The organism is Blautia sp. An249 (assembly GCF_002159835.1).
In the GTDB taxonomy this organism is placed as follows: Bacteria; Bacillota; Clostridia; order Lachnospirales; family Lachnospiraceae; genus Blautia_A; species Blautia_A avistercoris.
Window position 1 is genome coordinate 211,332 of record NZ_NFJL01000001.1, and the last position, 25,349, is coordinate 236,680.

The 25,349-nt window shown below is 47.8% G+C and carries 26 protein-coding genes and 1 pseudogene; 7 read left to right on the plus strand and 20 right to left on the minus strand.

Going from position 1 to position 25,349, the window contains the following annotated elements; all coding sequences use genetic code 11:
• Positions 1 to 145 precede the first annotated feature (145 nt).
• Both B5F53_RS01025 and B5F53_RS01030 read right to left on the minus strand, forming a co-directional pair.
• Entirely contained in the window at positions 146 to 1,042 is an 897-nt protein-coding gene (locus B5F53_RS01025; RefSeq protein ID WP_087218431.1) for a nucleotidyl transferase AbiEii/AbiGii toxin family protein, read from the minus strand.
• A complete protein-coding gene (locus B5F53_RS01030; protein ID WP_087218434.1) occupies positions 1,042 to 1,650 on the minus strand; it encodes a type IV toxin-antitoxin system AbiEi family antitoxin domain-containing protein in 609 nt (202 codons plus the stop codon). The genes B5F53_RS01025 and B5F53_RS01030 overlap by 1 nt, the downstream gene beginning before the upstream one ends.
• Positions 1,651 to 1,789: 139 nt before the next feature.
• Between B5F53_RS01030 and B5F53_RS01035 the strand changes: the two are divergent.
• Positions 1,790 to 2,071: pseudogene (locus B5F53_RS01035) on the plus strand (manganese catalase family protein); the annotation flags it as partial.
• Positions 2,072 to 2,099: 28 nt separating this feature from the next.
• Here the strand turns inward: B5F53_RS01035 and B5F53_RS01040 are convergent.
• From B5F53_RS01040 to B5F53_RS01070, 7 genes are all read right to left on the minus strand, one after another.
• Positions 2,100 to 3,653, minus strand: coding sequence for a recombinase family protein (locus B5F53_RS01040; protein WP_330396119.1), 1,554 nt, complete (start codon positions 3,651 to 3,653; stop codon positions 2,100 to 2,102).
• Between the two features lie 75 nt (positions 3,654 to 3,728).
• Complete coding sequence (locus B5F53_RS20045; protein ID WP_204246886.1) at positions 3,729 to 3,875, minus strand: hypothetical protein; 147 nt, start codon at positions 3,873 to 3,875, stop codon at positions 3,729 to 3,731.
• Positions 3,876 to 4,326: 451 nt separating this feature from the next.
• On the minus strand, positions 4,327 to 4,584 hold the full coding sequence (locus tag B5F53_RS01050) for a helix-turn-helix domain-containing protein (RefSeq protein ID WP_087218444.1): 258 nt from the start codon (positions 4,582 to 4,584) through the stop codon (positions 4,327 to 4,329).
• Positions 4,565 to 5,005, minus strand: coding sequence for an RNA polymerase sigma factor (locus tag B5F53_RS01055; protein ID WP_087218447.1), 441 nt, complete (start codon positions 5,003 to 5,005; stop codon positions 4,565 to 4,567). Before B5F53_RS01055 ends, B5F53_RS01050 begins: the two co-directional genes overlap by 20 nt.
• A 474-nt stretch (positions 5,006 to 5,479) precedes the next feature.
• Positions 5,480 to 6,277 carry an ABC transporter permease subunit gene (locus tag B5F53_RS01060; RefSeq protein WP_087218449.1) on the minus strand — a complete coding sequence of 266 codons (798 nt, stop codon included), beginning with the start codon at positions 6,275 to 6,277 and terminating at the stop codon, positions 5,480 to 5,482.
• A complete protein-coding gene (locus B5F53_RS01065; protein ID WP_087218452.1) occupies positions 6,246 to 7,160 on the minus strand; it encodes an ABC transporter ATP-binding protein in 915 nt (304 codons plus the stop codon). The genes B5F53_RS01060 and B5F53_RS01065 overlap by 32 nt, the downstream gene beginning before the upstream one ends.
• Positions 7,157 to 7,783 (minus strand): TetR/AcrR family transcriptional regulator, encoded by a 627-nt coding sequence (locus B5F53_RS01070; RefSeq protein ID WP_087218455.1) that lies wholly within the window; start codon positions 7,781 to 7,783, stop codon positions 7,157 to 7,159. The genes B5F53_RS01065 and B5F53_RS01070 overlap by 4 nt, the downstream gene beginning before the upstream one ends.
• A gap of 193 nt (positions 7,784 to 7,976) precedes the next feature.
• Between B5F53_RS01070 and B5F53_RS01075 the strand changes: the two genes are divergently transcribed.
• The 5 genes from B5F53_RS01075 (at position 7,977) to B5F53_RS01095 (ending at position 11,191) form a co-directional block, all read left to right on the plus strand.
• Entirely contained in the window at positions 7,977 to 8,336 is a 360-nt protein-coding gene (locus B5F53_RS01075; protein WP_015529199.1) for a helix-turn-helix transcriptional regulator, read from the plus strand.
• Between the two features lie 247 nt (positions 8,337 to 8,583).
• Entirely contained in the window at positions 8,584 to 8,913 is a 330-nt protein-coding gene (locus B5F53_RS01080; RefSeq protein ID WP_015573964.1) for a plasmid mobilization protein, read from the plus strand.
• The gene (locus B5F53_RS01085; RefSeq protein ID WP_087218458.1) at positions 8,874 to 10,220 is read left to right on the plus strand and encodes a relaxase/mobilization nuclease domain-containing protein; all 1,347 of its coding nucleotides are present in this window, start codon (positions 8,874 to 8,876) and stop codon (positions 10,218 to 10,220) included. Before B5F53_RS01080 ends, B5F53_RS01085 begins: the two co-directional genes overlap by 40 nt.
• 91 nt (positions 10,221 to 10,311) lie before the next feature.
• Positions 10,312 to 10,803 carry a GNAT family N-acetyltransferase gene (locus B5F53_RS01090; RefSeq protein ID WP_087218460.1) on the plus strand — a complete coding sequence of 164 codons (492 nt, stop codon included), beginning with the start codon at positions 10,312 to 10,314 and terminating at the stop codon, positions 10,801 to 10,803.
• A gap of 136 nt (positions 10,804 to 10,939) precedes the next feature.
• Entirely contained in the window at positions 10,940 to 11,191 is a 252-nt protein-coding gene (locus B5F53_RS01095; protein ID WP_087218462.1) for a helix-turn-helix domain-containing protein, read from the plus strand.
• Positions 11,192 to 11,369: 178 nt separating this feature from the next.
• On the opposite strand, the gene B5F53_RS01100 is transcribed toward B5F53_RS01095, so the two are convergent.
• The 5 genes from B5F53_RS01100 to B5F53_RS01120 all read right to left on the minus strand — a co-directional run bounded on the left by B5F53_RS01100 (position 11,370) and on the right by B5F53_RS01120 (position 18,448).
• On the minus strand, positions 11,370 to 11,735 hold the full coding sequence (locus tag B5F53_RS01100; RefSeq protein ID WP_087218465.1) for a cysteine-rich VLP domain-containing protein: 366 nt from the start codon (positions 11,733 to 11,735) through the stop codon (positions 11,370 to 11,372).
• Complete coding sequence (locus B5F53_RS01105; RefSeq protein WP_442856275.1) at positions 11,732 to 11,944, minus strand: transposon-transfer assisting family protein; 213 nt, start codon at positions 11,942 to 11,944, stop codon at positions 11,732 to 11,734. Before B5F53_RS01105 ends, B5F53_RS01100 begins: the two co-directional genes overlap by 4 nt.
• Positions 11,941 to 12,834, minus strand: coding sequence for a hypothetical protein (locus tag B5F53_RS01110; RefSeq protein ID WP_087219061.1), 894 nt, complete (start codon positions 12,832 to 12,834; stop codon positions 11,941 to 11,943). The genes B5F53_RS01105 and B5F53_RS01110 overlap by 4 nt, the downstream gene beginning before the upstream one ends.
• Positions 12,835 to 12,886: 52 nt before the next feature.
• Complete coding sequence (locus B5F53_RS01115) at positions 12,887 to 16,141, minus strand: antirestriction protein ArdA (protein WP_087218468.1); 3,255 nt, start codon at positions 16,139 to 16,141, stop codon at positions 12,887 to 12,889.
• Between the two features lie 210 nt (positions 16,142 to 16,351).
• Positions 16,352 to 18,448 carry a DNA topoisomerase 3 gene (locus B5F53_RS01120; RefSeq protein WP_087218471.1) on the minus strand — a complete coding sequence of 699 codons (2,097 nt, stop codon included), beginning with the start codon at positions 18,446 to 18,448 and terminating at the stop codon, positions 16,352 to 16,354.
• 269 nt (positions 18,449 to 18,717) lie between these two features.
• Between B5F53_RS01120 and B5F53_RS01125 the strand changes: the two genes are divergently transcribed.
• Positions 18,718 to 19,107: a hypothetical protein gene (locus tag B5F53_RS01125; RefSeq protein WP_087218474.1), complete on the plus strand. Its 390-nt coding sequence runs from the start codon at positions 18,718 to 18,720 to the stop codon at positions 19,105 to 19,107.
• A 2-nt stretch (positions 19,108 to 19,109) separates the two neighbouring features.
• Here B5F53_RS01125 and B5F53_RS20050 read toward each other — a convergent pair whose 3' ends face one another.
• The 6 genes from B5F53_RS20050 to B5F53_RS01155 form a co-directional block, all read right to left on the minus strand.
• Positions 19,110 to 19,280 (minus strand): hypothetical protein, encoded by a 171-nt coding sequence (locus tag B5F53_RS20050; RefSeq protein WP_087218477.1) that lies wholly within the window; start codon positions 19,278 to 19,280, stop codon positions 19,110 to 19,112.
• Entirely contained in the window at positions 19,277 to 20,020 is a 744-nt protein-coding gene (locus B5F53_RS01135) for a DUF4366 domain-containing protein (RefSeq protein ID WP_087218480.1), read from the minus strand. The genes B5F53_RS20050 and B5F53_RS01135 overlap by 4 nt, the downstream gene beginning before the upstream one ends.
• Positions 20,010 to 20,267, minus strand: a complete 258-nt coding sequence (locus B5F53_RS01140) for a DUF4315 family protein (protein WP_087218483.1) — start codon at positions 20,265 to 20,267, stop codon at positions 20,010 to 20,012. The genes B5F53_RS01135 and B5F53_RS01140 overlap by 11 nt, the downstream gene beginning before the upstream one ends.
• 29 nt (positions 20,268 to 20,296) lie before the next feature.
• Complete coding sequence (locus B5F53_RS01145) at positions 20,297 to 22,462, minus strand: C40 family peptidase (RefSeq protein ID WP_087219064.1); 2,166 nt, start codon at positions 22,460 to 22,462, stop codon at positions 20,297 to 20,299.
• Positions 22,463 to 22,523: 61 nt separating this feature from the next.
• A complete protein-coding gene (locus B5F53_RS01150; RefSeq protein WP_087218486.1) occupies positions 22,524 to 24,959 on the minus strand; it encodes a VirB4-like conjugal transfer ATPase, CD1110 family in 2,436 nt (811 codons plus the stop codon).
• Positions 24,886 to 25,311 carry a PrgI family protein gene (locus tag B5F53_RS01155; protein ID WP_087218489.1) on the minus strand — a complete coding sequence of 142 codons (426 nt, stop codon included), beginning with the start codon at positions 25,309 to 25,311 and terminating at the stop codon, positions 24,886 to 24,888. Before B5F53_RS01155 ends, B5F53_RS01150 begins: the two co-directional genes overlap by 74 nt.
• Positions 25,312 to 25,349: the final 38 nt, after the last annotated feature.

Here is a 25,349-nt window from a genome sequence, read left to right on the forward strand (position 1 = left end):
CTTCATCCTTTTTTTTCTACATCATACACTATGACGTAACGTGAAAGTCAATAGGATGAGTAAATATATTTGAGCGATGAGCGATAAGTTTATCTCTCACAAGTTCATCGGCTCTGCTTTAGTGTCAAAATTCCATAATATCACCTTAACTCCATACTTGTATTGTACAATCCCATACATTTTGCCACTCATCCTCATTCACAATCGCCTCAAATACCGGCTCAAGGAATTTTTGTATCTCATCAATCACAACAGCAAACTCAAGCGTACCATCCTTGATATTCTTCAAGAAATACTTCCACCGTTTCTGCATATCTTCATCTTCGGCAAGTGCCACAACCCGTTTGAAACTATCTCTGTCATAGGGCGTTCCACGCCGCTCTAATGTTCTCGTGATTGCCGTCTGCAATTTCGCACCATCAAAGTCGAAAGTTCTTGCAAGATAGTAAATGTCGTAAAAGTCCTTCATCCGTCCTGTCAGCTCAAATCGTTGCAGGATAGCATCAAACTTTTCAGCAATCGTACTTTCGAGAGAGTAGGTCATAATGACGGGAGCTTCAAAGTCTGGAAGCTGCGTATTGATTTTGCGTTCCTCGGCTCGTGGAACAATGACATCGCCGACACCAATATCTACATTAAACGGAACACGAACATTTTTTATCTGAGCGATAATCTGGGTACTGATACCGTGGTACTTTCTCTGCGGAGAGATTTCCTCAAACCCCTTCGCTTTCATAGAAATATAATCATTGCCCGTAGGTGTATTGAGAATACGAGCGATAAGATCTTTCACATCATCAAGAGAATTGGATGCTGACCGCAGGAGAAAATCCACATCAATCGTAGCTCGGCTCTCAAAATTGGTAAGCGTGTAAATGAACAGTCCGCCTTTGAGAATAAGATTATCCTCATACCCAGACTTTGAAAGCTTCCGCAGGAATTCCTCCTGCACAAAGAGCTGTAAGCATTGCTGATAGCTGATACCAGACGCCTTTGCCTTATTTCTAAGTTTTGCAAGAACAGAAGCTGCTATATCTGCCATTACAACCACACTCCAATCATTTCTTTTACTCGTTTTTGTACACGCAATACTTTTGCGTATTCCATAAGGTTTGGTATATTCTTTTTTGGGTCTTTTACATACCCTTGTATTGCCTTGTTGAAAATTTCCTTATCCATTTTGTTCATATTCCGCAGTACATCACAGATGGTACGATCACGGTCATAGATACGAACATCGACAAAATCAATTTTCCCTGTCGTCTCTCCGAGGGTAACTAAAGCAGGCTCGACCCGATATGCTTTTATAAACGGGTAATCAATATTGGTACGGTTTCTTGAAGTATTCTTATTAATTGTAATATTCCATTCGGCAGGGTTGCGGTCACTGTAACCGTAGTAAAACAGCGCCGTTTCCATACAAAGGACAGCATCGGGAAAAAGGCGATTGATTAAAATTACTTCTGAATCGCCGTAACCCTCTACCCAATGATAGTAGCCTCGTTTTACTTTTTCTACCACACCTGCTTCAAGCATTCTTTGAATATCTCTATAAAACAGCTTTTCGGCGTTAAGCTGTGCAGTTGTCATAATATAATTGTAACTAGAAAAAACTTTACGCAAAAAACGAATGTCTTTTTCATCAAGCATAATTCCACTCCTGTACTAAACTGAGCACAAATCGTTCAACGATTGTGTGCTTTACTGCATTATACGCAATTACCAATAAAAAATCAACCGTAGTAAACCAAACAACTTTAAATGTTTCGGTTGTGTGGTTTACTACAAAATTTTAGCCTGCCTGTCCGCATATTCCTCAATATGGCACATTTCTGAGGCTTCTGTAGGTACAGAGGAACTTGCACATCTGGAGATGGTATCCACGATTGTGCATCAGCTTACCAGGGATTTAAGTATGGAAGAGATTGAAAAATCCGGATTCGGCAATTATTATATTGACCATACAGTGGCAATCTGGCCCCAGGCAGCAGGAGGCGTTCCTTTTAACGCCTGTGAATTCCAGTCAAAGGGAGATCCTATTACGGATTTGCATGAGGATCTGGCTGCAGATGGTGCAATCATATAAGAACAACTTTTGATTAAAAGTTCCAGTGAATTTCAATCGGAACGTCCCTTGTTCCCGGAATACGCTTGCCGACAGATATATAGTCAATCAGTATTTCCACGATTTCACGGGTAAGGTGTTCCAAGTTGGAATATTGTTCGATAATTTGACGGCGGTTATCGCCCACCGCGATTTTTTCTTCGATTTCGGCTAACTGCTTTTCTCCGTCAGCAATCACACGTTCCAGTCTGTCGCGCTCCGTGGTAAAGTCTTTTGACATTTCCACATAATCGCTTTCAGATATTAAGCCCTTGACCTTATCCATGTAAAGCTCCCGGATACCTTTTGAAAACTCTGCAACCTTTTTCTCATAGACGGCTATATCAGAGAGCAGGCGTTTTTTCTGTCCCTGCAAGTTATCGCAAAATTCGATATTCTGTTCTAACTCGTCCTTATCAAGATACTCGGCTGCCAGTTTGTTAATCTCGTCGATAACCATTCTTTCCAGTTTATCAACAGAGATAAAGGAACCGATACAAGCGTCCTTTGCCACATGGCGGTTAGAGCATTGTAGATAGTGCTTATCATGGTTTTTAGAAGAACGCATAGTGTAACCGCAGTTTGCACAACGGGCTTTTCTTGCAAATAAACCGATTGTACCTACATCAAAGGGCTTTGCCCTCTGTGCGATTAACGCCTGCACCTTATCCCATAACTCCCTGTCAATAATCGGCTCATGCGTTCCCTCAACGATATACCACTCACTTTTTGGACGGGGCTTATTCTGCTTTGTTTTATAAGAAATGCTTCCATACTTGCCCTGTACCATGTTGCCGATATAGATTTCATTTATCAGCATATCGGAAATAGCAAAGTATTTCCAGAGGGTACTGTTTTTCGTTTTCGGCTGTTTATAGCGCAAGCCGTGTAGACGCTTATATTCTGTTGGATTTGGTATGCCCCTGTCATTGAGCATACGGGCGATTGCAGTTTTTCCGTAACCTTGTGAAAATAAGGTAAAAACTTCACGGACAACGGCTGCAGCTTCTTCGTCGATTATCAAATGTCCTTTTTGGTCTGGGTCTTTCTTGTACCCGTAAAGAGCAAATGCACCGATATGAAAACCGTTTTTCCGTCTGTTCGTCAAGACGCTGCGGATATTTTCAGACATATCCTCCAGGTACCATTCATTGACAAGCCCGTTAATCTGTCGGGACTTCTTATTTCCCTTGTTCGCAGTATCCGCGTTGTCAACAATACTGATGAAACGAATACCCCATATTGGAAATAAACCGTGAATGTATTTTTCCACTAATTCAAGTTCACGGGTAAACCGTGATTGCGTCTTGCAGAGGATAATATCAAATCTGTGTTGTTCCGCGTCTTTCAGCAGGCGGTTAAATTCCGGTCTCCGTCTATCAGAACCGGTATAGTCGTCGTCGCTGTAAATGTTGTAAAGTTCCCACCCCTGTTCCATAGCGTATTGCAGCAGCATAGCCTTTTGATTCTGAATGCTGTTGCTGTCGTCGGTTTCAAATTGCTTGTTTCTATCTTCTTCGGATAAGCGGCAATAGATAGCTACTTTCATATTCATATCTCCTTAGAGATAGTAACAAGCTGCTTTCTACATAGATTATACCATGCAGAAAACAGCTTGTCATTGCTATTTCGTAAGGCGTACCGCCTTATTTTTTTCTATTCTATTTATCATTTCAATCCACTTTTTTGTGAATTGAGCTTTTGAAGTCGTGCTTTCGCCGCTTTTGAAAACACTCCTGCAAAGTATCTGGTTTTTATCAGTATTTGCCATGATTAGCCCCCTTTCCAAGATTGGCTAATACACTATATGAATAGCGGCAAGTCCACTATTACAACATACAAAAGGGGCTTATCGGACGGCTGTTAGCATAGCTCCACGGGACTTGCACCCCTCCGGCGGTCTGCCGAAGCTCTACCCGTTGCCTGCGACGCTTTGAACGCTCGGACTACGGCGGTAAAGGAGTATCATTGTACCGATATATGGATTACGGCGGCAGAGTTGCTACGTCTGCTTTGGAACGCTGATATTTCCCGCTCGGTTTGTCCCTCCTTTCGTCGTCGCGTATCAGCCCAACGGCTCCCCATATATCGAATGTATCCGATTTGCCCTATACTGCGCCGCCGTTATCTTGCGCCGCTTTCTTTGTCAAGGAACAAGGGGCTGTCCTTAAGTGCCGTAAAACGGAAAAGGGGGTTAAAAGACGCTTTACAGCAAGACCTAATTATTCAGCCCGGAATGTGAGGATAGCCCTCATAAGCCTTGCTTGTAGCCGTTCCCGAATATCCTCATCAACGCCGTAATAGATGTTGCCGCGCTCATCGTAGAGTTTCCGCATGGAAAGGCTCGCTATGTATCCGCTGAAATGCTGCAAGACCATTTTCATTGCGTCTGGGTCGCCTTTGCTCGCCGCAACAATGACGGGATAGGGAACAAGGGCGATTTCCGGGTAGTCGGGTTGTTTACCATTCGTTCCATTCATCAGCATGTTCCTCCAAATATTTCTTTAACAGTTCAAAAGAAGTTGCCCGTCTGTACTGTATTGTGCTACGCGACGTATTGAACATTTTTCCGATTTCAACGTCGCTCATACCCTCGAAATAGTACAGCAGGATAGCGGTTCTCTTTTCCTCCGGCAAAGTACGGATTGCTTCAAGCAGCAGCTTAGGAGTTATCTCTTTACCTGCCATTTGATAACGCGGCTCGGCTTCGTCCTCTTGAAAATACTTGTCAAAAGTGTAAAGCTGCCGTTCCTCATGTAAGGCTAGGTCACAAAAAGAAACTTCCCGTTTTCTGCGTCGCCGGATTTCGTCGTGGGCGTTGCACGCTTCATTGTGCAGTACCCGTTTACAGAATTTTTGAAAGGCACATTGCTTTTGAAATTCTACGCGATTAGGTTCCATGTTCTCACCCCCTTTCTGCCGAAAGGCGGTAGTACCTCCCCTTTTCGCGTGATAATACAGACGACTTTTTCAAACGCCGGACGGAAGCAAAAATTTCTTTGAAAAAATCTCTGAAAAATGCAAAATGCGCCTATCTGCAAGACGCAGATAGACGCAAGGGAAACATAAGAGGTATTCAGATGATGTGATTGTTCATCTTTATAGCCGGAATACCCCGTTGTAGGGGATAGGCTTTTTTTGATAATTGTGGAAATGTCGATTTATGTCGGAAAGTTGTTAAGTGCATGGCGACTACCTCCTAAACCGCCATGTCCTTACATGGTAGAGGGTCGTCGCAGATTATAGACAAAAAGAAACGGCGGCTCTGATAATCAAAGCCGCCGTAATAGGATAGACGCGTGAAAATATCTCTGCTCTGCGACGGCTTTTTTTCTTTTGCCGTCGTCGGCAGATAGTTCATATCTTATTTGTTTTTTAAAGGGATAAATCTTTTTTTCTAAATTCCAATAACCCAATTAGCAAACAGATGATAGATAATACCCATAATATTATCATATTGAAAATAGACATCATATTTCCATTTACAAGCTGCTGTGGATTAAATAAACTTAACGGGTTACAATACACTAAAATTTTTGCATTGTCATATACCTGTGATAACATTTGCATAATTATAAATATTGTAATCAATCCGCCGCCTAACCCTATGGAATATTTTATTTCGCTAAAAATGCAAGTGAACATAAAACAAAATGCTGCAATAAATATCTGTAATGCCAATAACCCAAAATTCAAGAGTAAGAATTTAGGAATATCCAATTCTCCGCTGAATAAAACAGCACAACACAAAATCATCAGAATTGTGTTAAATAAAATTAGAACAACCAAGCCTAACATTAGATTTAACCATTGTGTCATTGCAATTTTTATTCGGCTATGTTTCGTGTTTAAAAGATAAGATAATGAACCATTTTCTACATATTTTGCAAGAAGCCGATAACACATGGTAATGCTGAAAATAAATGGTGTAACTATAAGAACAAATTTATACAGATATGTAATAATAAAATCTATTAAAGTTGTTCCTATATTTTGCATACCAAAAGCCGCGAAAACTGTTGGCATGCTTGCTTCTAATGTTTTTAGACTATCTTTTAATGTAGGGTCGTACATTGCAACTAAAGTAATAGCATACATGGCGATAATACTAAAAAACACAACATGAAGTTTTACATTAGACTTAAGCTCTTTCTTCATCAATGAATATATCATTTTTATCACCCCTATAATATTGTTGGAAAATTTCTTCTATGGTCTGATTTCTAACTAATATATCTTTCACATTATATTGACCTAACTCACCCAATAATTTATTTACGTTTCCACATAACAGAAAAGAAACTTTATTCTGTGTGCATATACTATCAGGATACAATCTCGCAAAGGCAGACGCATATTCTGTGTTTGAAAATGTAATCGTATAATGTTTCTGACGGTTGTTCCTCAAATCTTCAATATTTTGGCTTGTAACTAAACGCCCGCCTTTAATCATCAAAACTCTATCACATACGTTCTCTATTTCCTCAAATATATGAGAGGACATGAATATAGTTTTGCCTTTGAGCTTTTCTTTTTTCAGAAGCTCAATAAATTTATTTTGCATGATTGGGTCAAGTCCGCTTGTTGGTTCATCTAATATCAATACAGACGGATTTTGCATAAAAGCAATAATCAGTCCTAATTTTTGTTTTGTTCCTTTAGACATTTTCTTTATTTTTATGCTTGTATCAAGTTCAAAATAATCTACAAGATAGTTAAGTCTGTCTTTTGGGACATTTCCCTTTATTTGTGCCATAAATTGAATAAAAGCATTACCGGTCATATTATTGTCCAAGAAAGAAATTTCTCCTGGTAAATAGCCTACATTTTCTTGAATATAAGCTGCGTCATAAAAACTGTTTCGATTAAAAATTTTTGATATTCCCTGTTGTGGGCGGATAAACCCCATTAAGTGTCTTATGGTAGTTGTTTTTCCTGCACCATTTGAGCCTAAAAAACCAACAACCTCGCCTTGCAGGACTTCAAAATTCAAATTAAAAATTCCTCTGTGATTGCCATATTCTTTGGTTAAATTTTGAACTTCTATTATATTCATAGATATTCCTCCTTGTAGCTGATTTTCTTAAACATGGTTTTCCATTTTTCAAATTCAACAATTATCTCGTCGAATATAATAGGTTGATTATAGCGTCGCTTTTCGGATAAAAACCCCTCAGATAGCCAAATGAACATTTTATAAATGTATTTAGGGTCTATATCTTCCTTAAAACATGAGAAGTCAATATTTTTAAAATATGTATTGAAACTGTCATTGAAAGTCTTTTCCATATAGTCATTTATAGTATCTGCTATTGTTTCATCTTGAAAAAGGACAGCTCGTAATAAGAAATCATACATATATGGATATTCTTCCATTATTTTTAATTTTTCTTTTATTCCAAAATCTAACATATCAAAAAAATCTGTTATGCTTTCTATTTCGTTTATATCAACTGACTGAACGGACACTTTGTTACAGAAATCATATAAATAAAGATAAAAATTCTTTTTATTTTTAAAATAGTAAAAAAGCAATCCTTTTGATATTCCTGCTTTCAACGCAATTTCATCTGTATTTGCCTTTTTATATCCATGTTGTCCAAAACATTCTAAGCCCGCATTTATAATTCGCAGCTTTTTTTCTGATGAAAGTGTATTAAATTTTTCATCTATTTCCATGTCATATCCTCCTTTTGACTATTTTAGTCAATTTTCATTGTACTACGTTGACTATTTTTTACAACCCCCTCTATACAAAAAATTATTTGCGCCTATGCAGAACGTATATGCTCTATTTATGTCCATACTATGATGTGTGTAATCATATCTCGAAAGAGAGATGAAATATACAATGTAGTTGGGTGAAATAATTATGAAGCAGAACAAAGAAAAGTTTGATTTCAAGGCTTTCGGACAGGCTATCAAAGCGGCAAGAAAAGCAAAGGGAATATCCCGCAATCAGTTAGCGGATAAACTGAACATTGCGCCGCGATATATTGCGTCCATTGAGAATAGCGGGCAACACCCAAGTTTGCAGATTTTGTATGAGCTTGTAACCCTACTTGACGTATCGGTAGACCAGTTCTTTTTCCCAGAACGGGAACAGGAAAAATCTACCCGCCGCCGTCAGCTCGATACCATGCTCGACGGTATGAGCGAAAAGGATTTAAAAATCCTGTCTGCTACTGCAAAAGGGATTGAGGAAGCCAACAATGAAACAACGGGGGAATAAAGTTCCCTCGTTTCTTCATAGAAAAAGTATTTTGTAACGTCGCAGTTTGCGGCGTTTTTCTTTTGTCCTGCTTTGGCAAAATCAGATTTTCCATGTAGTAGGGATAAAGGGAGAAAGTTTCTTAGCAAGCATAGGAAAGGGGTACCCTTTCCGTATTTTCGCCCTCCTGCGTTGCCGCGCGTAGGTCAAAAATTGCTTGTTGGGAAGTGTCCCAAACCCTCTAAAAAACGGAAAGGAGCGTGAACGCATGGACGGCAGGAAACGGACAGTGCAAATCAAATTCAGAGTAACAGAGGAAGAACGGGCGTTGATTGAGCAGAAAATGAAGCTCGTCCCCACCCGGAACATGGAAGCCTATCTTCGGAAAATGGCAATCGACGGGTACATCATTCAGATAGACCACGCCGACATAAAAGCCATGACAGCGGAGATACAGAAAATCGGTGTCAACATCAACCAGATAGCGCGGCGCGTCAACGCCACGGGCAGCGTCTACCAAGAGGACATAGAGGAAATAAAGGGGGTGCTTGCGGAGATATGGCGGTTACAAAGATTAAGCCTATTAAAAGCACGTTGAAAAAAGCCCTTGACTATATCCAGAACCCGGACAAGACGGACGGGAAAATGCTTGTGTCCTCCTTTGGCTGCTCGCCGGAAACGGCAGACATTGAATTTGAATTTACCATAGCGCAGGCGTTAGAACGTGGAAATAACCTCGCCCACCATTTGATACAGTCCTTTGAGCCGGGGGAAGTGGATTACCAGAAAGCCCATGAAATCGGGAAACAGCTTGCCGACGCGGTAACAAAAAGGAAATATGCATACGTCCTTACTACGCATATAGACAAGGGACACGTTCATAACCACATCATTTTCTGTGCTGTTAATTTCGTAGACTACCACAAGTATAATTCCAATAAGCGCAGCTATTACGGCATACGGAATATGAGCGACAGGCTGTGCCGGGAAAATGGCTTGTCCGTCGTCGCTCCGCAAAAGGGCAGCAAGGGAAAGAGCTATGCGGAATATATCGCAGAGAAAACCGGAAACAGTTGGAAAGGCAAGCTGAAAATCGCCGTGGACGCGCTTATCCCCCAAGTGTCCAGTTTTGAAGAATTGCTTTCCCGACTGCAAGCGGCAGGCTATGAGATAAAGCCGGGGAAATACGTTTCCTGCCGCGCTCCGGGACAGGAACGGTTTACCCGCTTGAAAACCCTCGGCGCAGATTATACAGAGGAAGCCATAAGGGAACGGATAGAGGGCAGGCGTACCAAAGCCGCCAAAGCTCCAAAGCGGGAAACAGGCGTGTCCCTGCTTATCGACATTGAGAACAGTATCAAGGCGGCGCAGAGCCGGGGCTATGAACAGTGGGCGAAAATCCACAATCTGAAGCAGGCGGCAAAGACGCTCAATTTCCTTACGGAACACCAGATAAGCCAGTATGAGGATTTAACCGCAAAGATAGAGGAAGTCCAGACAGAAAGTGAAAAGGCAGGCGACGCGCTAAAGGAAATGGAAAAGCGGCTTGCAGATATGGCGGTGCTTATCAAGAATGTTTTCACGTTCCAAAAGACAAAGCCTGCCTATGATACCTACCGGAAAGCAAGGAACAAAGACCGATACCGGGCAGCCCATGAGGGGACTGTCATTCTCCATGAAGCAGCGGCAAAGGCATTAAAGGCGACGGGCATTTCCAAGCTGCCGAACCTTGCAGCCCTGCAAGCGGAATATGAAAAGCTGCAAGAGCAGAAAGAAGCCCTCCGCGCCGACTATGGGAAGCTGAAAAAACAGGTCAAGGAATACGACGTTATCAGGCAGAACATAGACACCATTTTGCGGCAGCCAAAGGAGCCGGAACGGGACAGGGAAACAGAGCGCGGATAGGCAGTAGATTTGTTCATGGAAATATGATATAGTAATTCCACCAGATATGAATTAAAAGTACAGTTTTTGAAATATTGATTGAGGTAGAAATATGTTGAGAGAAACGAAAAAAGTGGATATTGATATGATTTCTGAAATAGTAAATGATAACTGGAAAAGAATATATAAAGGCTATGTCAATCCACAATTATTAAACGATAGAGGGTGTGAAAAGCGGACTTGCGAATTAAAAGCAGATTTCATTTCGGGGCGATTAGCGGAATATGTTTGGGAAGAACAAAATCAAGTAGTCGCAATGCTTTCTTTTGGAGATACGGAAGATACTGATAAAAAAGGGGCATTTGAAATCTGGCGTATTTATGTCGCACTGGATTTTCAAGGGAAAGGGATAGGCGATTCATTACTCACTTTTGCAGAACAGAAAGCAAAGGAACTGGGTTACAAAGAAATCATTATTTGGGCGTTTAAGGAGAATGTTCACGCATTATCATTTTATCAGAAGCATGGTTATATTCTGGACAAAGAAGAATATTTATCAGAACCATATTTAGCTATGGGTGTGCGTCTTTGTAAAAAAGTATGAATTTGTTAGGGGAAAATAAAATGATGATGTTCCTCTGATGAAGTAGTCGCTTTGAAATTTTAATTTTTTGCGGGGATTTAGCAGAATTGCAGTCAGATAAGGACAGACAATCAGAATAAAGACAGGAGCGTTGAATATGACAAATCAGAAAATGCCCGATTATTATACCATACACGCCGCCGTTGCCGGGGAAGCGTGGGCGGTCGCAAAGGTCGTAGAGTGTTATCAAGAGGAAATCGACAGACAAGCGACGGTAAGGAAACGTCAGCCGGACGGAACGGTAAAAGAGGTAATCGACGAAGATATGCGCCAGCATATCGCAATGAAGCTGATAGAAGCCCTCCCCACATTCCCACTTGAAGAATTAGAGAAGCAAGGCCGGAAATAGGCAAAAAAAGAACGGAGCGCGGAAAGCCAGTATAAGGCTAACCGCGCCTCGCGTCTGTGTGGGTGCTGCTATGGTTTTGTTACGCAGTAGAAACCCATTTTTGAGGAAAAAGGTAATCGGTATCGGCTGCGCTGTTTTCCTGCCCAGAGAGCCGCATAAATCAAAGCTATTTTTGCCCTTACTGCGTAACAAGGGCGCGGCGTTTCCTCATGCGCTCCGCTGCCTGCCGGTTCGTGATACGCTTCCGGCAGTCCGGGCAGTATTTGACGTTATTTGACTTTGAAGCAAAGAACGCGCCGCACTCGGTACACTTCTTCCTGTCCTCGGTCTGGTAAAGCTCCGCATAGAGCAGCTTGTCGCCGGGAAGTACGGCGATACGGAACCACTTGCAGAGCAGGGAATAGGAAATGAGCTGCGGGCAGACACATTCCTCCCCGTCGTCAAGCAAGATACAGTGTCCGTTATCGAAGTTGCAGCACTCCCGTTTTACAAGGGCATTGACTTTCCGGCTTTGCGGCGGCGTGAGCCGCTTGACCGCGCTCATGCTTCATCAGCGGCATAGACGGCAAGCTCCGCATATTCCGTTTCCGTCAGCGCGTCCACTTTGGAAAGGGTGCGCTTTGCAAGCTCCCGCATATCCGCGTCCATGTAGGGCAGCGCAGCGTTCATGTTCTCCCTAAGCTGCTCCCGGCTCCCCTCATGGTAAATGCTCAAAAGGTTCATTTCTTCCACGGTAAACTGTGTCATGCTCATACCTCCATTTCTTTCTGTCTGGTCTTTGCTGTCTTTTTCGGGGCGGTTTTCTCTTTGCCTGCGGCAAGCTGCGCCCGGACAGAGGGGCGTATCTTGCGAACATCTTTGCTCCTGTCCTCGCCTTTGTCAATCAGCGCATAGGTTCCGAAACGGTCTTTGCTTTTGGAAAAGGCAAGGGTCTTATAGGGCAGCATGGAAAACAGGCGGTCAGCGTCCTTTTCTGTGGCAAGCCGGACAAAATACGGGGACAGCTCCACCATGAAATGGGTCTTATCCGGGCTGTTCGGCTCCTGCAAAGACTTCATTTTCTCCACCACGCGGCGGGCTTCCCGTTCTATCCGGTTATCGTGCAGCATGGTTATATGGGCTTTGAAATCCCCCGGACGCAGCTTTTCCCGGCTGCGCTGTTCCTCCATGAGTACGCCCCGCAGGGCTTCCGGGTCGTTTGGCTGCGCTTCAAAGCATTCAAACTTCCCAAGCTGCGGGTCGGGGTTGCCGTCAAAATACTGTCCGGCGGGCTGTTTCCGTTCCCCATGCTCATAAATCAGCGCGTAATTGTCGGCGGGGACAGACTTTTCTACCACGCGCCGGAAGTGCTGCCCGTAATCAAGCTCGTAAAGGTTCCCTTTGAGCTTCCCGTCCTCTTTCCCGGTCAGCTCCACCAGATAGGCAAGGACAATATCGCGGGTCTGCTCCCCGTAAAACCGCCATGTGTTGTGCTGCCTTGTGTCCTTTAGGAACACGTCGCGCTCCCGGACGCAGCAAGTCCCGGACGGGCGGGAAAACCAGAGGATTTTCCTGTCCTCTGCGCCGGGTCTTGCCGCCGCTTCCTGCAAAATCCGTTTGTCTATGTCAAAATCGTCTTGATAAAATGCGGTGTTCTGCCGCATGATAGCGTCAAGGGACGCGATAACGTCCACGTTCTCAAACTTATTCAATGGTTCAGCTCCTTTCCAATTCCTGTGACTTCTGCTTTGCGGGTTTCTTCTGCGCCGCCCGTTCCTTATCAGCTTTGAGCTGCGCCCGGATAGAGGGTTTCTTTTCCGGCTTCGCCGCCTTGCCGCGCTCCTTATCCGCTTTGACCGCATTAGCCAGGTCAACAAGGGAAATGGTTTCCCCTGCTTTAACTTTCGCTTCCAGTTCGTCAACGGTAGGGGTATTGTTTATCCGTCCGTCAATCATGTTATAGTTTTGCTCGGTGGTCTGCTCGGCAGCTTTTAAAGGGTTTTCCCGTTGTGCCTGTTCAGCGGCAACGGCAAACGCCCGCGTCCCGTTCCCCATAATCAGATATTTCCCGTCGTCCGATTGATGATGAACGCCATAACCCACCGCTTCCATTTGCTCCCGGCTCATGCCCGTTACATAGAAAGTTCCGCGCGGTGTCCGGATTTTCTCGCCTGTTTCCAATTCGTCCGGGGTAAGCTGCGGCTGCTTCTCCTGCAAAAACTCCGGTACCTGCTTAAAGTCCCCTCGGTCTACATAGTGGGCGGTGTCCTTCCCGTCCTGATGAAGTACGACGACATCAGAAATAGAAAGGCTGTGTCCTTTGAAATCTTTCGGGTGGTCGATATTGAACCGGGTAAAAATGTCGTCAAGGGACGTTCCCGGCGTAAGGGGCGCGGTATAGACAAGCTCATAATTCGCTCGGTCAACAACAAGCCCCGCCGCCTGCAGGCGGTCGTAAGGCTCAAAGCGGTAGTCCCGTGTTTCGTCCCCGTCCTTTAACTGGTAAATGGAAAATGTGTCGTCCCGCCCGTTTTCCGGCTGCTCCTGTGCCTTTGCGTACAGTTCCTTTACCTGTCCCTCGGTCAGCTCCCCGGCATTTAACTGTCCCAGAAGCTCCCGGCATTTCTCCGGTGTCCCCCGGAAAAGCACTTCGCCCATTTTTGCCCGCCCGTTCTCCTGTGTGACATAGGCTTGCAGCAGGTAGGCGTTTTCCTCCCTGTCGCTGTATGGGTTGCGGCGTACCCGGTAAATGGTTTCGGGGGCAAAGGCGGCTTTCTCCTGCGCGGCAGCTTCCGGCTGCTCAGGGGTGCTTCCTTCATGCTGCGGCTGTGCCTTTTCTTTCTCCTGTGCCTTTTGAAGCTCTGCAAAATGCCCGTCAATGGCGTTTATCATTTCGGCGGCAGTATTGCGGATTGTTTCAAGGGAACCCCTAAGCTCTGCAAGCTCCTTCCCGCCGCTCCACCCGGCGACATACCCAAAAGAATAGTCCGACGTATCAAGCCCGTAGTGTTGACAGACGGTATAGGCGACGCTTTCCGCTTCCACCTCACGGGTGCGGCGGTCAACACGGGGCTTTTGTTCCTCTTTCGGGGCGTTAAGGTCTATGTCGTGGAGTTTCGCATGGGCGATTTCATGGATAGCGGTTTTAAGGGTCTGCAAGTCGCTCATGCCCTCGTCAATGGCAATCCGCTTTTCCTCCAAGTGGTAATAGCCGTGTGCGCCGCCCTCGATTTTCTCAAAGCCGACAGGGACAGGGGAAGCCTGTTCCAGTGCTGCGAAAAAGTCCTTGAAGCGGTCAACGTCCCCGGTCAGCTCGTCCACGGCTATATCCGGCAGCTCCCGCCCCTCGGTCTGGGACACATCAAAGACGGATACCACCTTGTAGGCGGGTACCTTGATTTCCTTTTCTTCGGTAACGGGCTTCCCGTCCTTCCCGATAACAGGCTTCCCGGTCTGCGGGTCGGTTTTCTCTACTTCCTGCTTTACTGTAAACGGCGACGGGGCTATGATTTTGATTCCCTTTTCGCCTTTCATCACGTTCCGTCCAAAGTTATTTTTCCATGAGGAAAAGCCTGCCACAAGGGAAGCGTCGGGCTTCTGCATGGCGATAAGCAGCGTATTGTTAAAGCTGTAATTGTGGAATTTCGACATGACGCGCAGATATTCTTTGTAACGCTCGCTTTCAAACAGTTCCGTTATTCCCTGCTCCAGACGGTCGGTAATCTCTTTGAGCTTGTCGGCGGGTTTCTCGGACGTAAGGACAATGGGGATAACCGGGCGCGGCTCCTGCGCCTGCTCTTTTGGCTGCGCTGTGGTCTGCCCTGCGGGGGCAGCGTCCATTTCCACCTTTTCCGGGTCTGGGCGTTCCGGCTCCGGCGGGGCAGGCGTTACCCGGTATTCCTCCGGTACGTCCCGCCCGTCATACCACCTTGTAAACGTGTTCTGGTTGTTGTAGATATAGCCCTGCTCGGTAAACCTTCCCCCGTCATTGATAGCCGCGTCCCGCCCGTATTCCTCATACATGAAATATTTTTTGGCTTCCTCCGGCAGCTCCGGTTCTTCCAGTTCATCAACAAGGTAATGCCCGTAATCTTCTTCATTGTGGACGGACGGGTAAATCCAGTAGCAGTCAAGGTTCTGTGCAAGGTTGATAAGTTCCTCTACACTGGAAGCGTGGTCGTCAAGGGCGATAGCCGCCGCAAATTTCTCCCGGTCGTCGTCAAACTGCATTTCTAAGAGCTTTCCTAAATAGTTCAGCTCGTCCGGGTGTTCGTGTTCGCCTAACTTCGCCGCCAGTCCAGGGATAGGGGACTGAAATTCGGTAAAGTGCCATTCCTCATAATTCTTAAAATCAATGCCGATACGGTCAAAGACTTCCTTCATGTGTCCGGCAGTAGTGGGGAATGTTACCCATTCCCCGGCGGGTCTGCCCTCGGTGTATGCGCCAAGGTTGGAGAGGTACCCGCTTAAAATCGGTTCGTCCATTCGTTCACTCCTTTCGTTCTCAATCATGCGGTGCATAAGCTCGTAGTCCTCAACGCTCATGCTGCCGTCATATACATAAGGGTCAAAATCTTCCCCGTCCCGGAACGGCTTTTCGGAAAAGGGAAGCCCTGCGGCGCGGGCGGCTGCCCGTCCTTTCTCGATTTCCTCCGGGGATAGGCGGTCGCTGTACTCCGTGATAAACCCGGTAATGCCGTTCATGCGGTGTTCGTAGTGGTAACGGATAGAGGTCGTCAGCTCGTCAAGGGTCATGTCCTCGCTCAAATATCCGTTCAGCACGATAGCGGCGGGGTCCGCCGCTTCAATTTCCCGCAGCCGCCATTCGTCCTCCGGGGAGAGGGTTGCGCCCATATCAAGGTAGAACGCTTCGCTGTGCCATGACCGCCCCTCTTTCCAGAACGCCACCCATGCGTTACCGCCTTGTAATTCTTCCTGCTGTTCTTTTATCGCGTCGCGCAAACTTGCCATGTATAACCTCCTTTCGCAAGTGGCAGCGCGGAAGCTGCCGTTTTCCGGTTTCACTCCCTACTACTACGGAGCTGCCGCGCTTTTTGCCAAAGTATTTTTATTTTTTCAGAAGGTTTGGGACACTTCCCAACAAGCAAAAATCCCCGTCGTTCCCGGTAAGGGACAGCGGGGATTTTACGGAAAGGGTACCCCTTTCCTATGCTTGCTGCGTTACTTTCGTTTCTTCGGAAGCTCCACCCGGTAATTGACATACTTCCCGCCCGTATCAGCCAAAAGGACGGTTCCCTCATAGGTCTTGCCTGTTTTCGGGGAATAGAGCTTTTTCACGGCTGCCTTGCCGTCCTTTAAGAGCGCGGCGGCGATTTTCGGGGAAAAGGTTACTTTCCTTTCCTCAAAGAAACGGTCGTTCTTCCACATGGTAAAGGCACATTCCCGGCTGCTGCAATAATAGTTCTTTTTCCCCTCGTAAACCGGGGAGCCGCAGCGGGGGCATTTGCCAAGCTCGGCGCGTTCCGGCTTGAACAGGTCTTTTTTCTCGTCGGAAAGGAAGGGATAGGATTTCACAAGCCCCTTTGCCATTTCCTCGATACCGCCCATAAATGCGTCCGGGTCTGCTTTTCCCTTTGCTATCTGGGTCAGGTTGTTTTCCCATTCTGCGGTCAGCTTCGGGGAAGTGAGGGCTTCCGGCAGGACGCATACAAGGTTGATACCGTCCTTTGTGGGGATAAGCTGCTTTCCCTTGCGCTCCACAAAACCGCCCTTGACTAACTTTTCAATGACGGCAGCGCGGGTCGCAGGCGTTCCAAGCCCCCGGCGTTCCGCGTCCGGGTCGATTTCCTCATTCCCGGCGCGTTCCATAGCGGAGAGCAGGGACGCTTCATTGTGTGGCTTCGGCGGCGTGGTGTCATGCTCCGTTACCTTTGCCGTGGGGCTGTCAAAGGTCTGCCCCTCGCTAAAGGTGAGCGTACCGGGGAGAAGCCCGCTTTCCTCGCCGTCCTCCGGGTCTGGTTTTGTTTTGAGGGTTGCCCGGTAGCTTCGTTCCAAGCCTTTCCACCCGTCGGAAAGTACCGTCCTTGCCTTTGCGGTAAAGGTCTGTCCGGCACATTCAAAAACCGCCGTGACCGCTTCAAAGGTGTGCGGTTCGGCGGCAGCCATGAAAAGCCTTGCCCCGGCAAGGGTAAGGATATTCCGTTCCGTTTCCGGCAGCCCGGAAAGTTCGGTTTTTGCAAGCTCCATAGTGGGAATGATTGCGTGGTGGTCGGACACTTTTTTGCTGTTTAAGAGCCGGGACACTTCCGGCGTGAGGGCAACGCCCTCCATAAAGGGGAGCTTCCCGCATAACATTGTGAGGATACCCACCGCCGTGTCGCCCATATCGTCGGTCAGAAATGCGCTGTCCGTCCTCGGATATGTAAGGAGCCGTTTTTCATAGAGGGCTTGTGCAAGGTCAAGGGTCTGCTTTGCGGTATATCCGAAAATCCGGTTCGCTTCCCGCTGTAAGGAAGTGAGGTCAAAGAGCTTCGGCGGGGCTGCGGTTTTCTGTTCTTTCACGACAGAAGCGCACACGGCCTGCGAAGCTTCGCAGGCTGTTTTCAGTTCCCGCGCTTCATCAGCGGCGGGGAGCCGAACGCTCACGGCTTCCGCGCCGGGGAGCATAAGTCGCACATGGTAGTATTTTTCTTTCTTGAAGGTGGTAATGGCAGCGTCCCGGTCAACAAGCATTTTTAAGGTCGGGGTCTGGACGCGCCCCACGTTCAAGGTGTGGTTATAAAGGCAGGAGAAAAGGCGGGTGGCGTTGATACCGATAATCCAGTCAGCCTTTGCCCTGCAAAGGGCAGAAGCAAAGAGGGGGTCATAGTCCCGCCCGTCCTTCAAGTGGGAAAAGCCGTCCCGGATAGCTTCGTCCTCCATTGAGGAAATCCAAAGGCGGCGCATGGGCTTTTTACACCCGGCAACTTCATAGACGAAACGGAAAATCAATTCCCCCTCGCGCCCTGCGTCGCAGGCGTTGACGACTTCGGAAACGTCCTCCCGGTGCATAAGGTCTTTGAGGGTGTCAAACTGCGTTTTCTTATCGGCGGCAACAGTATATTTCCATTCCTGCGGCAGAATGGGTAAGCTGTCATAGCTCCATTTTTGGTACTGTTCCCCGTAAGCGGCAGCTTCCGCAAGCCCTACCAAATGACCGACACACCATGAAACAAGGTAGCTGTTCCCCTCGATAAAGCCGTCCTTTTTCTCCTTTGCGCCAAGGACAGCGGCGATAGACTGCGCCACACTGGGCTTTTCAGCGATTACTAACTTCATTAAATACCTCCTTTATTATTTTGCGATGAAATGTTAAAATTGAAATAAAAAAAATATAGGGGGAGATTCTCACGAAAATAAAAAATACTTTTAATTACGCGCTCTTTTTTACTGTCCTTTTGCTTGCCTTAATCAATTCATTTCAAACAACAGAGTATATATCAAATATTGCTAAATCAGCTATTTTGCCTCTATTTTTGATAAGTGTTTTAGATTTCCTTAACAAAATTAAAGAGAAAGCAAATGGAATACTATTAGCAAAAATAAATATGGCTCATGCTGATTATAGAGAAGCAAAAGCCATTTATGATAATATTGCCCCATATGAGGAATACGATAAGGAAGGAAAGGTACAGGGGTGGCGTGGCGAAGTAGAGCGTCATTCTAATACGCTTATGCACAATCATTTGGTAGACATACAGATTGAAAAATACTTTAAATGGTTTCTACCTGTTTATACAATTTGTATCTTCTTTTTATTTCTTTCTGTAATTTTTGCTCAATATCCAGAGTGGATTTCATTTAATCAAAAAATAAATGATGACGCACTAACTCTTTGGACTTTTGTTTTGCTATTAAGCGATATTACATATACGGATTTTCTTGCAAACAAACTTATTGCACTTGTTGAATACCAAAAGAAAGAACGAACACAATAGATTCATTCTTTCAAAATTTTACTGATACAATACCCGATACAAGGGGACTGCCCCCGATAGGGGCAGCCCGCGCAGCGCAGGGGAAAGGAAGCGGGCGGGGATTTGTCCCGCTTCCCGTCCTCTGGTTTCTGTATCATCATCTTTTCATAGGGGCTGTCTGTGAACAAGGTCATACGTCCTTATCCTCCTGTCCCTCGTCGATTTCCTCCCCGCCGTTTGCTTCCTCCGGCTGTTCTTCCTCGGTTTTTTCGTCCTCGTCGTAGTCGTCAAAGTCGTAATCGCTAAGGTCGTCGCTTCCCTTTGCCGCGTCCTTCTTCGGTTTCAGCACTTTGAAATAATAGAACGCTGCGCCGCCTGCCCCGGCAAGCACAAGGACGATAAGCAGTACCCCCATGCTGCCGCTGCTTTCTTCCTCCTGCGGTTCTTCCGGTTCCTCCGGCTCCGGTTCGGCTTCCGCGCCCGCACACTGGGTACGGTCAGTAGAGCATACGGGGCAGTTTATATTGACGGCTCCGGCTTCGCATTTCTCCGTACAGGTGCAGGCGGCAGGCGTTTCCTCTGTGGCTTCCCCGTCCTCCAAAAGAGCGGAAAGGTCTGCGTCGTCTACTTGATTGAGGAAATGGACGGTGTTTTCCCCCTCGTCGTCCCGGTCAATGAGGATATAGAAGTAGTTCCCGGCTTTGGTCGTCACTGTGATAAGCTGCTTGTTCCCGCCGAAATCATCTACAAGGGTGGCGTTCCCCTCCGGTGTGAGGGGTTCGGCTTCCTGCGTTTCCTCCACGACAACGCCGCTGTCGTTGGTTGCGTCGGGTGTTTCCTCCGGGGTCTGTGCAAAAGCGGTAACAGAAAAGCCACCCATAAGAAGCAGGGCGGCGCAAAAGGCAGTCAGTGTCCGTGTGATTTTATTCTTCATGTTTCGTGTCCTCCTGTCCCTCGTTATAGTCCGGCGCGGGTTCCATGCCCGGAATACCGCCGTCTTTCAGCATAGCGTTAAGCTCCTGCGGGGTCAGCTTCATAGCCCGTACAAGCTGTACGATTTGCAGGTTTTCCGCTTCGGTTTTCTGTGCTTCCAAGCCTTTCAGCTTATTCTGGTACTCTGTGATTTTCTCGCGGGTTTTCTGGATTTCCCGGTCGATACGTTCAATCTTGTTCATAGCCATAAAAAAATCTCCTTTCATTTTTGGTCGGTTTACCAGTTCATCAGCCCGTACCCTTTGATACACTGATAGTTAAGGTCGTAGCTTTTTATCTTGCAGGCGTCGCCGGAATTGCCCTCCACGGTGTAGACGCGGCTCCCGTCTGTGCCTATGACAATGCCTACATGGTCTGCGCTGCCGTCTAAGTCCCAGTCAAAAAAGATAGCGTCGCCGGGGGCGATATTCTCATAGCCCCTCGCGCCCCATTGCCCGCGCGACTGGAACCACGGGACACCCTGCGACTGGCAGGCGGCAAACTTCGGTTCGCTCACGCCTGCCCGGTTATAGCACCATGACACAAAGCAGGCACACCACTCGACGCGGGAATTGAAGCCGTACCAGCTCCAATAGGGATAGCCGCCCACGTTCCCGACTTGCTGCTTCGCAAGGTCTACAAGGGCGGTGTTTCCGGGGCGTGTGCCGTTTACAAACTGTACGCCGCTTAAATCCTCCGACGCAGAAGTGTCCGGGGAACCGCCACCGAAAATCAACGGCTTGTTGCCGCTTGTTTCCATGTAGACATGGAACATTTCAAGCTGCTCCGGGGTCAGGAGTTCTTCTGCAAGTGAGGATATGGGCTTGTTCGTCAGCTCCACGTTGAGGATATGGTACTCATACGGCACTTGAACCGTATAGGTTTCCTCATGCTCGTTGCCGTCCTCGTCCGTCCATGTGTCGGTGCGTTCTTCCTCCCGGTAGCGGATTTCCACTTCTTCGGTCAGCGTCAAGGTGTACTGCAAGCCAAAAATGCGCTCGATTTCTGCCTGTGCGCTTTCCGGGGTGTAGCTTTGAAGTAAGGCAGTCAGATAGGACGCTAATTCATGGGGGTTATGCCCGATTGTGTCAAGGTCGTAGCGGTATTCATCATAGCCGGGGTGGGTGCGCTCGATATTGTCTATCTCGCTTTGCAGCTCATTTTCCATAGCGGCATAATTGTTTTCCACTGCCACAAGGTCGCTGTCCTCTGATGTGTAGGAAGTCCCGACAACGCCGTTTATTGTCCCGGAAAACATAGCCGAACAGGACGACAGCCCCGCAAAGACAAAGATAACAAGGAGCAGCGCGGCTATGGCGATACAAACGCCTGCCGGGTGCCTTGCCACAAACGCTATGGTCTGCCTTGTTTTCTCGGCAGCTTTGGCTGCCGCTTTCCGGGTGTTCTCCGCTGCGGCTTTGATACCCTTTGCGCTGCCTGCCCTTGCCGCTTTCGCATACTGCTTTTTTATCTGCTGTTTCTGCCAGAAGCGGGAAAGGGGGTTGCTCGTAAGCTGCGGGTTGTCGTGCAGCGTCTTGTGATACTGGAAGTTGACATTCGCCTTGAACGCCGCTTTCTCTGCCTTTGCCGCTTTCCGGTAGGGCTTGAGCTTGTGGCTGCGGTAGCCCTGTTTCACTTTCCGCGCCCCGTACTTCACGCCTTTTTCTGCCAGTTCTTCGGATTTGTGTGCGCCCTCCACGCCGGAATTGTCCTTTTCTACGGAATGTACCTTGTTGTGGACGAAAACACCCGCTTCCTGCGCGGGGCGGGACAGCGGGTTTCTGTGAGCTTTGCTTCCGGGCATGGGCTTTTCCCGTTCCTCAAAGTGTAAGCGGGTCTTTGCCTTTCCGGTGGCTTCGTCAAAGGTACGCTCCTTCACAAGTTTTTTCTGCTTCGGGATAGCTGCCTTTGCCGCGTCCAGACGGTCGGCTGCCCGGTTGGATTTCTCAATGTACTTTTCCAGTTCCGGGGCAGAAAGTTCTTCTTCGGTAAACTGCAAGCGGGACGACTTCGTTTGTGCCGCCGCTTCCTCCTGTGCTTTCCTTGCCGCCTTTTTGCTTGCCTTGCGGGTATGGGCTGCGTCGATACGCTCCATGACGCGCTCGGCGGTTCCGGTGTCCTGTTTCGGGGCAGCTCCCGGCGTATGTGGCAGCGGGGAAGCATCGGGGGAAGCGGGAAACGGCTGCGCCGCTTCCTGCGCCGTCTGGTTGTCCGGCTCCGGCGGCTTCTGCGATTCTGCCTGCGGCTGCTCCCGTGGGTCGTGCCGGATTTTCTGGTTGTGGGTTTTCCCCTGCGGGGCTTCCGGCTCGTTCTTCCCAGAAAAATCTGCTTCCCGTTCCCGGCTGCTTACCCGTTCGGCGGTCTGCCGGGTTTCATTCACTTCCACAAGACCGTCACGGGTCATTTTCTGCGTGATTTTATCGCGGGGCTTATACTGCTTCAAAAGCCTGCACCTCCTTTCCGGTTCATGCTTCGCCCACTTCCTCCGGCTTCGTCGTCATTACACGGTAAAGCTCCGTGTCCTTCGGGAAGCGGTCTACAAAGGGCAGCACCACGTTCCCATAGAAGATAAGCCCCTCGCCCGCTTCGGTGTGGGTAACGTACTTCATCTGCTGCGGGGAAATGCCTAGCTGCCTTGCAAGGATAGCCCGGTCGCCCTGCGCCTGATTGAGCATGAGGACAAAATCGCTGTTTTCAAAGATGTTCTCCACTTCCCGGCTTGCCAGAAGGTCTTTCACGTTCTGCGTGATAGCTGTCGGTATGCCGCCCCATTTCCGAAAACGCTTCCAGATTTCTACGGAATAGGCGGCGGTCTGTTCCTCTTTCAAAAGCAAGTGAAATTCGTCCATGTAGTAGCGCGTCGCTTTTTTCTCTGCCCGGTTTACGGTCACGCGGTTCCATACCTGGTCTTGCACAATGAGCATACCTAACTTTTTGAGCTGCTTCCCAAGCTGCTTAATGTCAAAGCAGACAAGGCGGTTGTTCAGCTCCACGTTCGTCCTGTGGTTGAACACGTTAAGACTGCCGGAAACATAAAGCTCCAATGCCGCCGCAATCCGCGCCGCTTCCGGCTCCGGCTGCTTCAAAAGTTCGTCGTAAAGGTCGCCAAGGATAGGCATTTTCGCCGGGTCGGGGTCAGCAAGAAACGGTCGGTACACATTCCTTACAGCCCGGTCAATGACGGTCTTATCGACAGGCTGCAATCCCTCCTTGCCGCCAATGACAAGCTCGCAGAGGGAAAGGATAAAGTCGCTTTTCAGTGCAAGGGGGTTGTCGTCCTCGCTGTAATTGAGGTTTATATCCATAGGGTTTACATACTGGGGCTTGCCGTCCATGCCTTTCCCCGCCGGGGAGAGCCGCACTACCTGTCCGTTGAGCCGCTGCACAAGGGAGAAGTATTCCGCTTCCGGGTCGCAGATGATAATGTCGTCGTCGGTAATGAGGAACGCATTTGTCATTTCCCGTTTTGCCGCAAAGGATTTCCCGCTCCCCGGCGTTCCCAAGATAAGCCCGTTCGGGTTTTTGAGCTGCTTCCGGTCGCAGAGTATCATGTTATTGGAAAGTGCGTTCAGTCCGTAGTACAGTGCTTCCCCGGTCTGGAAAAGCTCCTGCGTGATAAAGGGAATGAAAATCGCAGTGCTGCTCGTCGTCAAGCCCCTATGGATAGGGACAAGGTTCTCGCCCAGTGGGACGCTGCTCATCAAGCCTGCTTCCTGCTGATAGTCAAGCCGGGTAAGGGCGCAGTTATATTTCTGTGCGATACCCGCCGCCGCGAAAATGTCATTTTCCAGTTTCCGCTTCGTGTCTGCCATGTTTACCACAAGGAACGTCAAGAGGAACATTCTTTCATTCCTGCTCTGTAAATCCTGCAAGAGATTTTTCGCTTCGCTGCCGAACGTGGCAAGGTCGGACGGGATTATATCCATGTCATACCCGGAACGGACGGCTTTTTTCTGTTCCTCAATCTTCATCTTGTCAAGGTCTGTGATTTTCCGCTTAATGGTCTTTATGGCTTCCGTCTGGTCGATACTGTGGATATGTAAGTTTACAATCACGCCCGTTTCCAAGTCCAGAATGTCGGCAAGCATACGGTCGTTCAGTTCCGGCGCAAGGATTTCAAGGAAGCTAACCGCACCGATTTTACGCCCCATGCGGAAATACCTGCCCTCCCCGAACCGGAAAGAGGACGGGGCGATAAAGTCCTTTGTGGTAAGCCCTGCCGGGGCAAGCCAGTCAAAAGAGAAGGAAAACGGCTCCCCGTCCGGGTGGAATACCCCATGCAGCACCTTTAACCGTTCCTGCCCGTTTAGGGGGTGTGCCGATACCCCAAGCACTTTGAAATTGTTGAGTATGTCGGTTTCAATACGGGCAAGGCGGGATTTTGCCGCCGCCGGATTGTCAGCTTCAATAGAAAATGTGATGTATTTGTGCTTCACAAGCCCGTTGTTCCCTTTGGAGAGCTGCTTTTTCAGCATACCCGCATACTCGCTGCGGATAGAATTGAAAGCGTCGTCCTGCGGTGGTATGTCAATGGCTTTTTCCGCTTCCTCCCGCTGTGTGCCTTGATTGATAAAGGAAAGCTGCACGCTTACGCTTGCGTCAAAGTAGTTGAGGAAATCGCACCAGTTTTCAAAAATGGCGGTCTTGTCGTCGCTGCCTGCAAGCTGATAGTTTATATCCTCAAACGCCACGCTTTTTGAATACTTCTTATCCGTTACCCGGCAGATACCGTCCGGGTACATCTGCAAGTAGGGAATGGTCTGCTGCGCGGTGTGGGCTTTTCCGTCGCCCTTTGCCTGTCTTATAATGCTTTCAATCTGTTTCCTTTCAGCGCGGGTCAGCTTGTGTTTTCCCTTTGTGGGGGCGGCTGCCCGCGCCTGTGCTGCCTGTTTTTTTGACAATCGCTGATACCTCCTTTTCAAGTTTTCTCTGCCGTTCCAAGACGGCGTATAGGTTTTCCGTCCGGTAGGGGCGTTCCTTTGGACGGATAAACTGGGTCTGTATGATGTTTTTTACAATCACTTCAAGGGGCTGCCCGTGTTTCTCATACATGGCAAAGAGAAAGCAGGGCAGCATGACGACAATCATAGCCATAGCTGCAAGGCTCGTCCCTGCGCTGTCCTTGAGTAAAAAGAAAAGCGGCAAGCCTACGCCCAAGGCTGCCGCAAAACAAATGAGCTGCCGCTTCGTAAGGTTGAAAGCGACTTTTGTTTTGACTTTGGATAGGTCTTTCGGTACAGGTACATACGCCAAGTGAAAACCTCCTTTCGTGGTTGGTGTATGAAATTCCC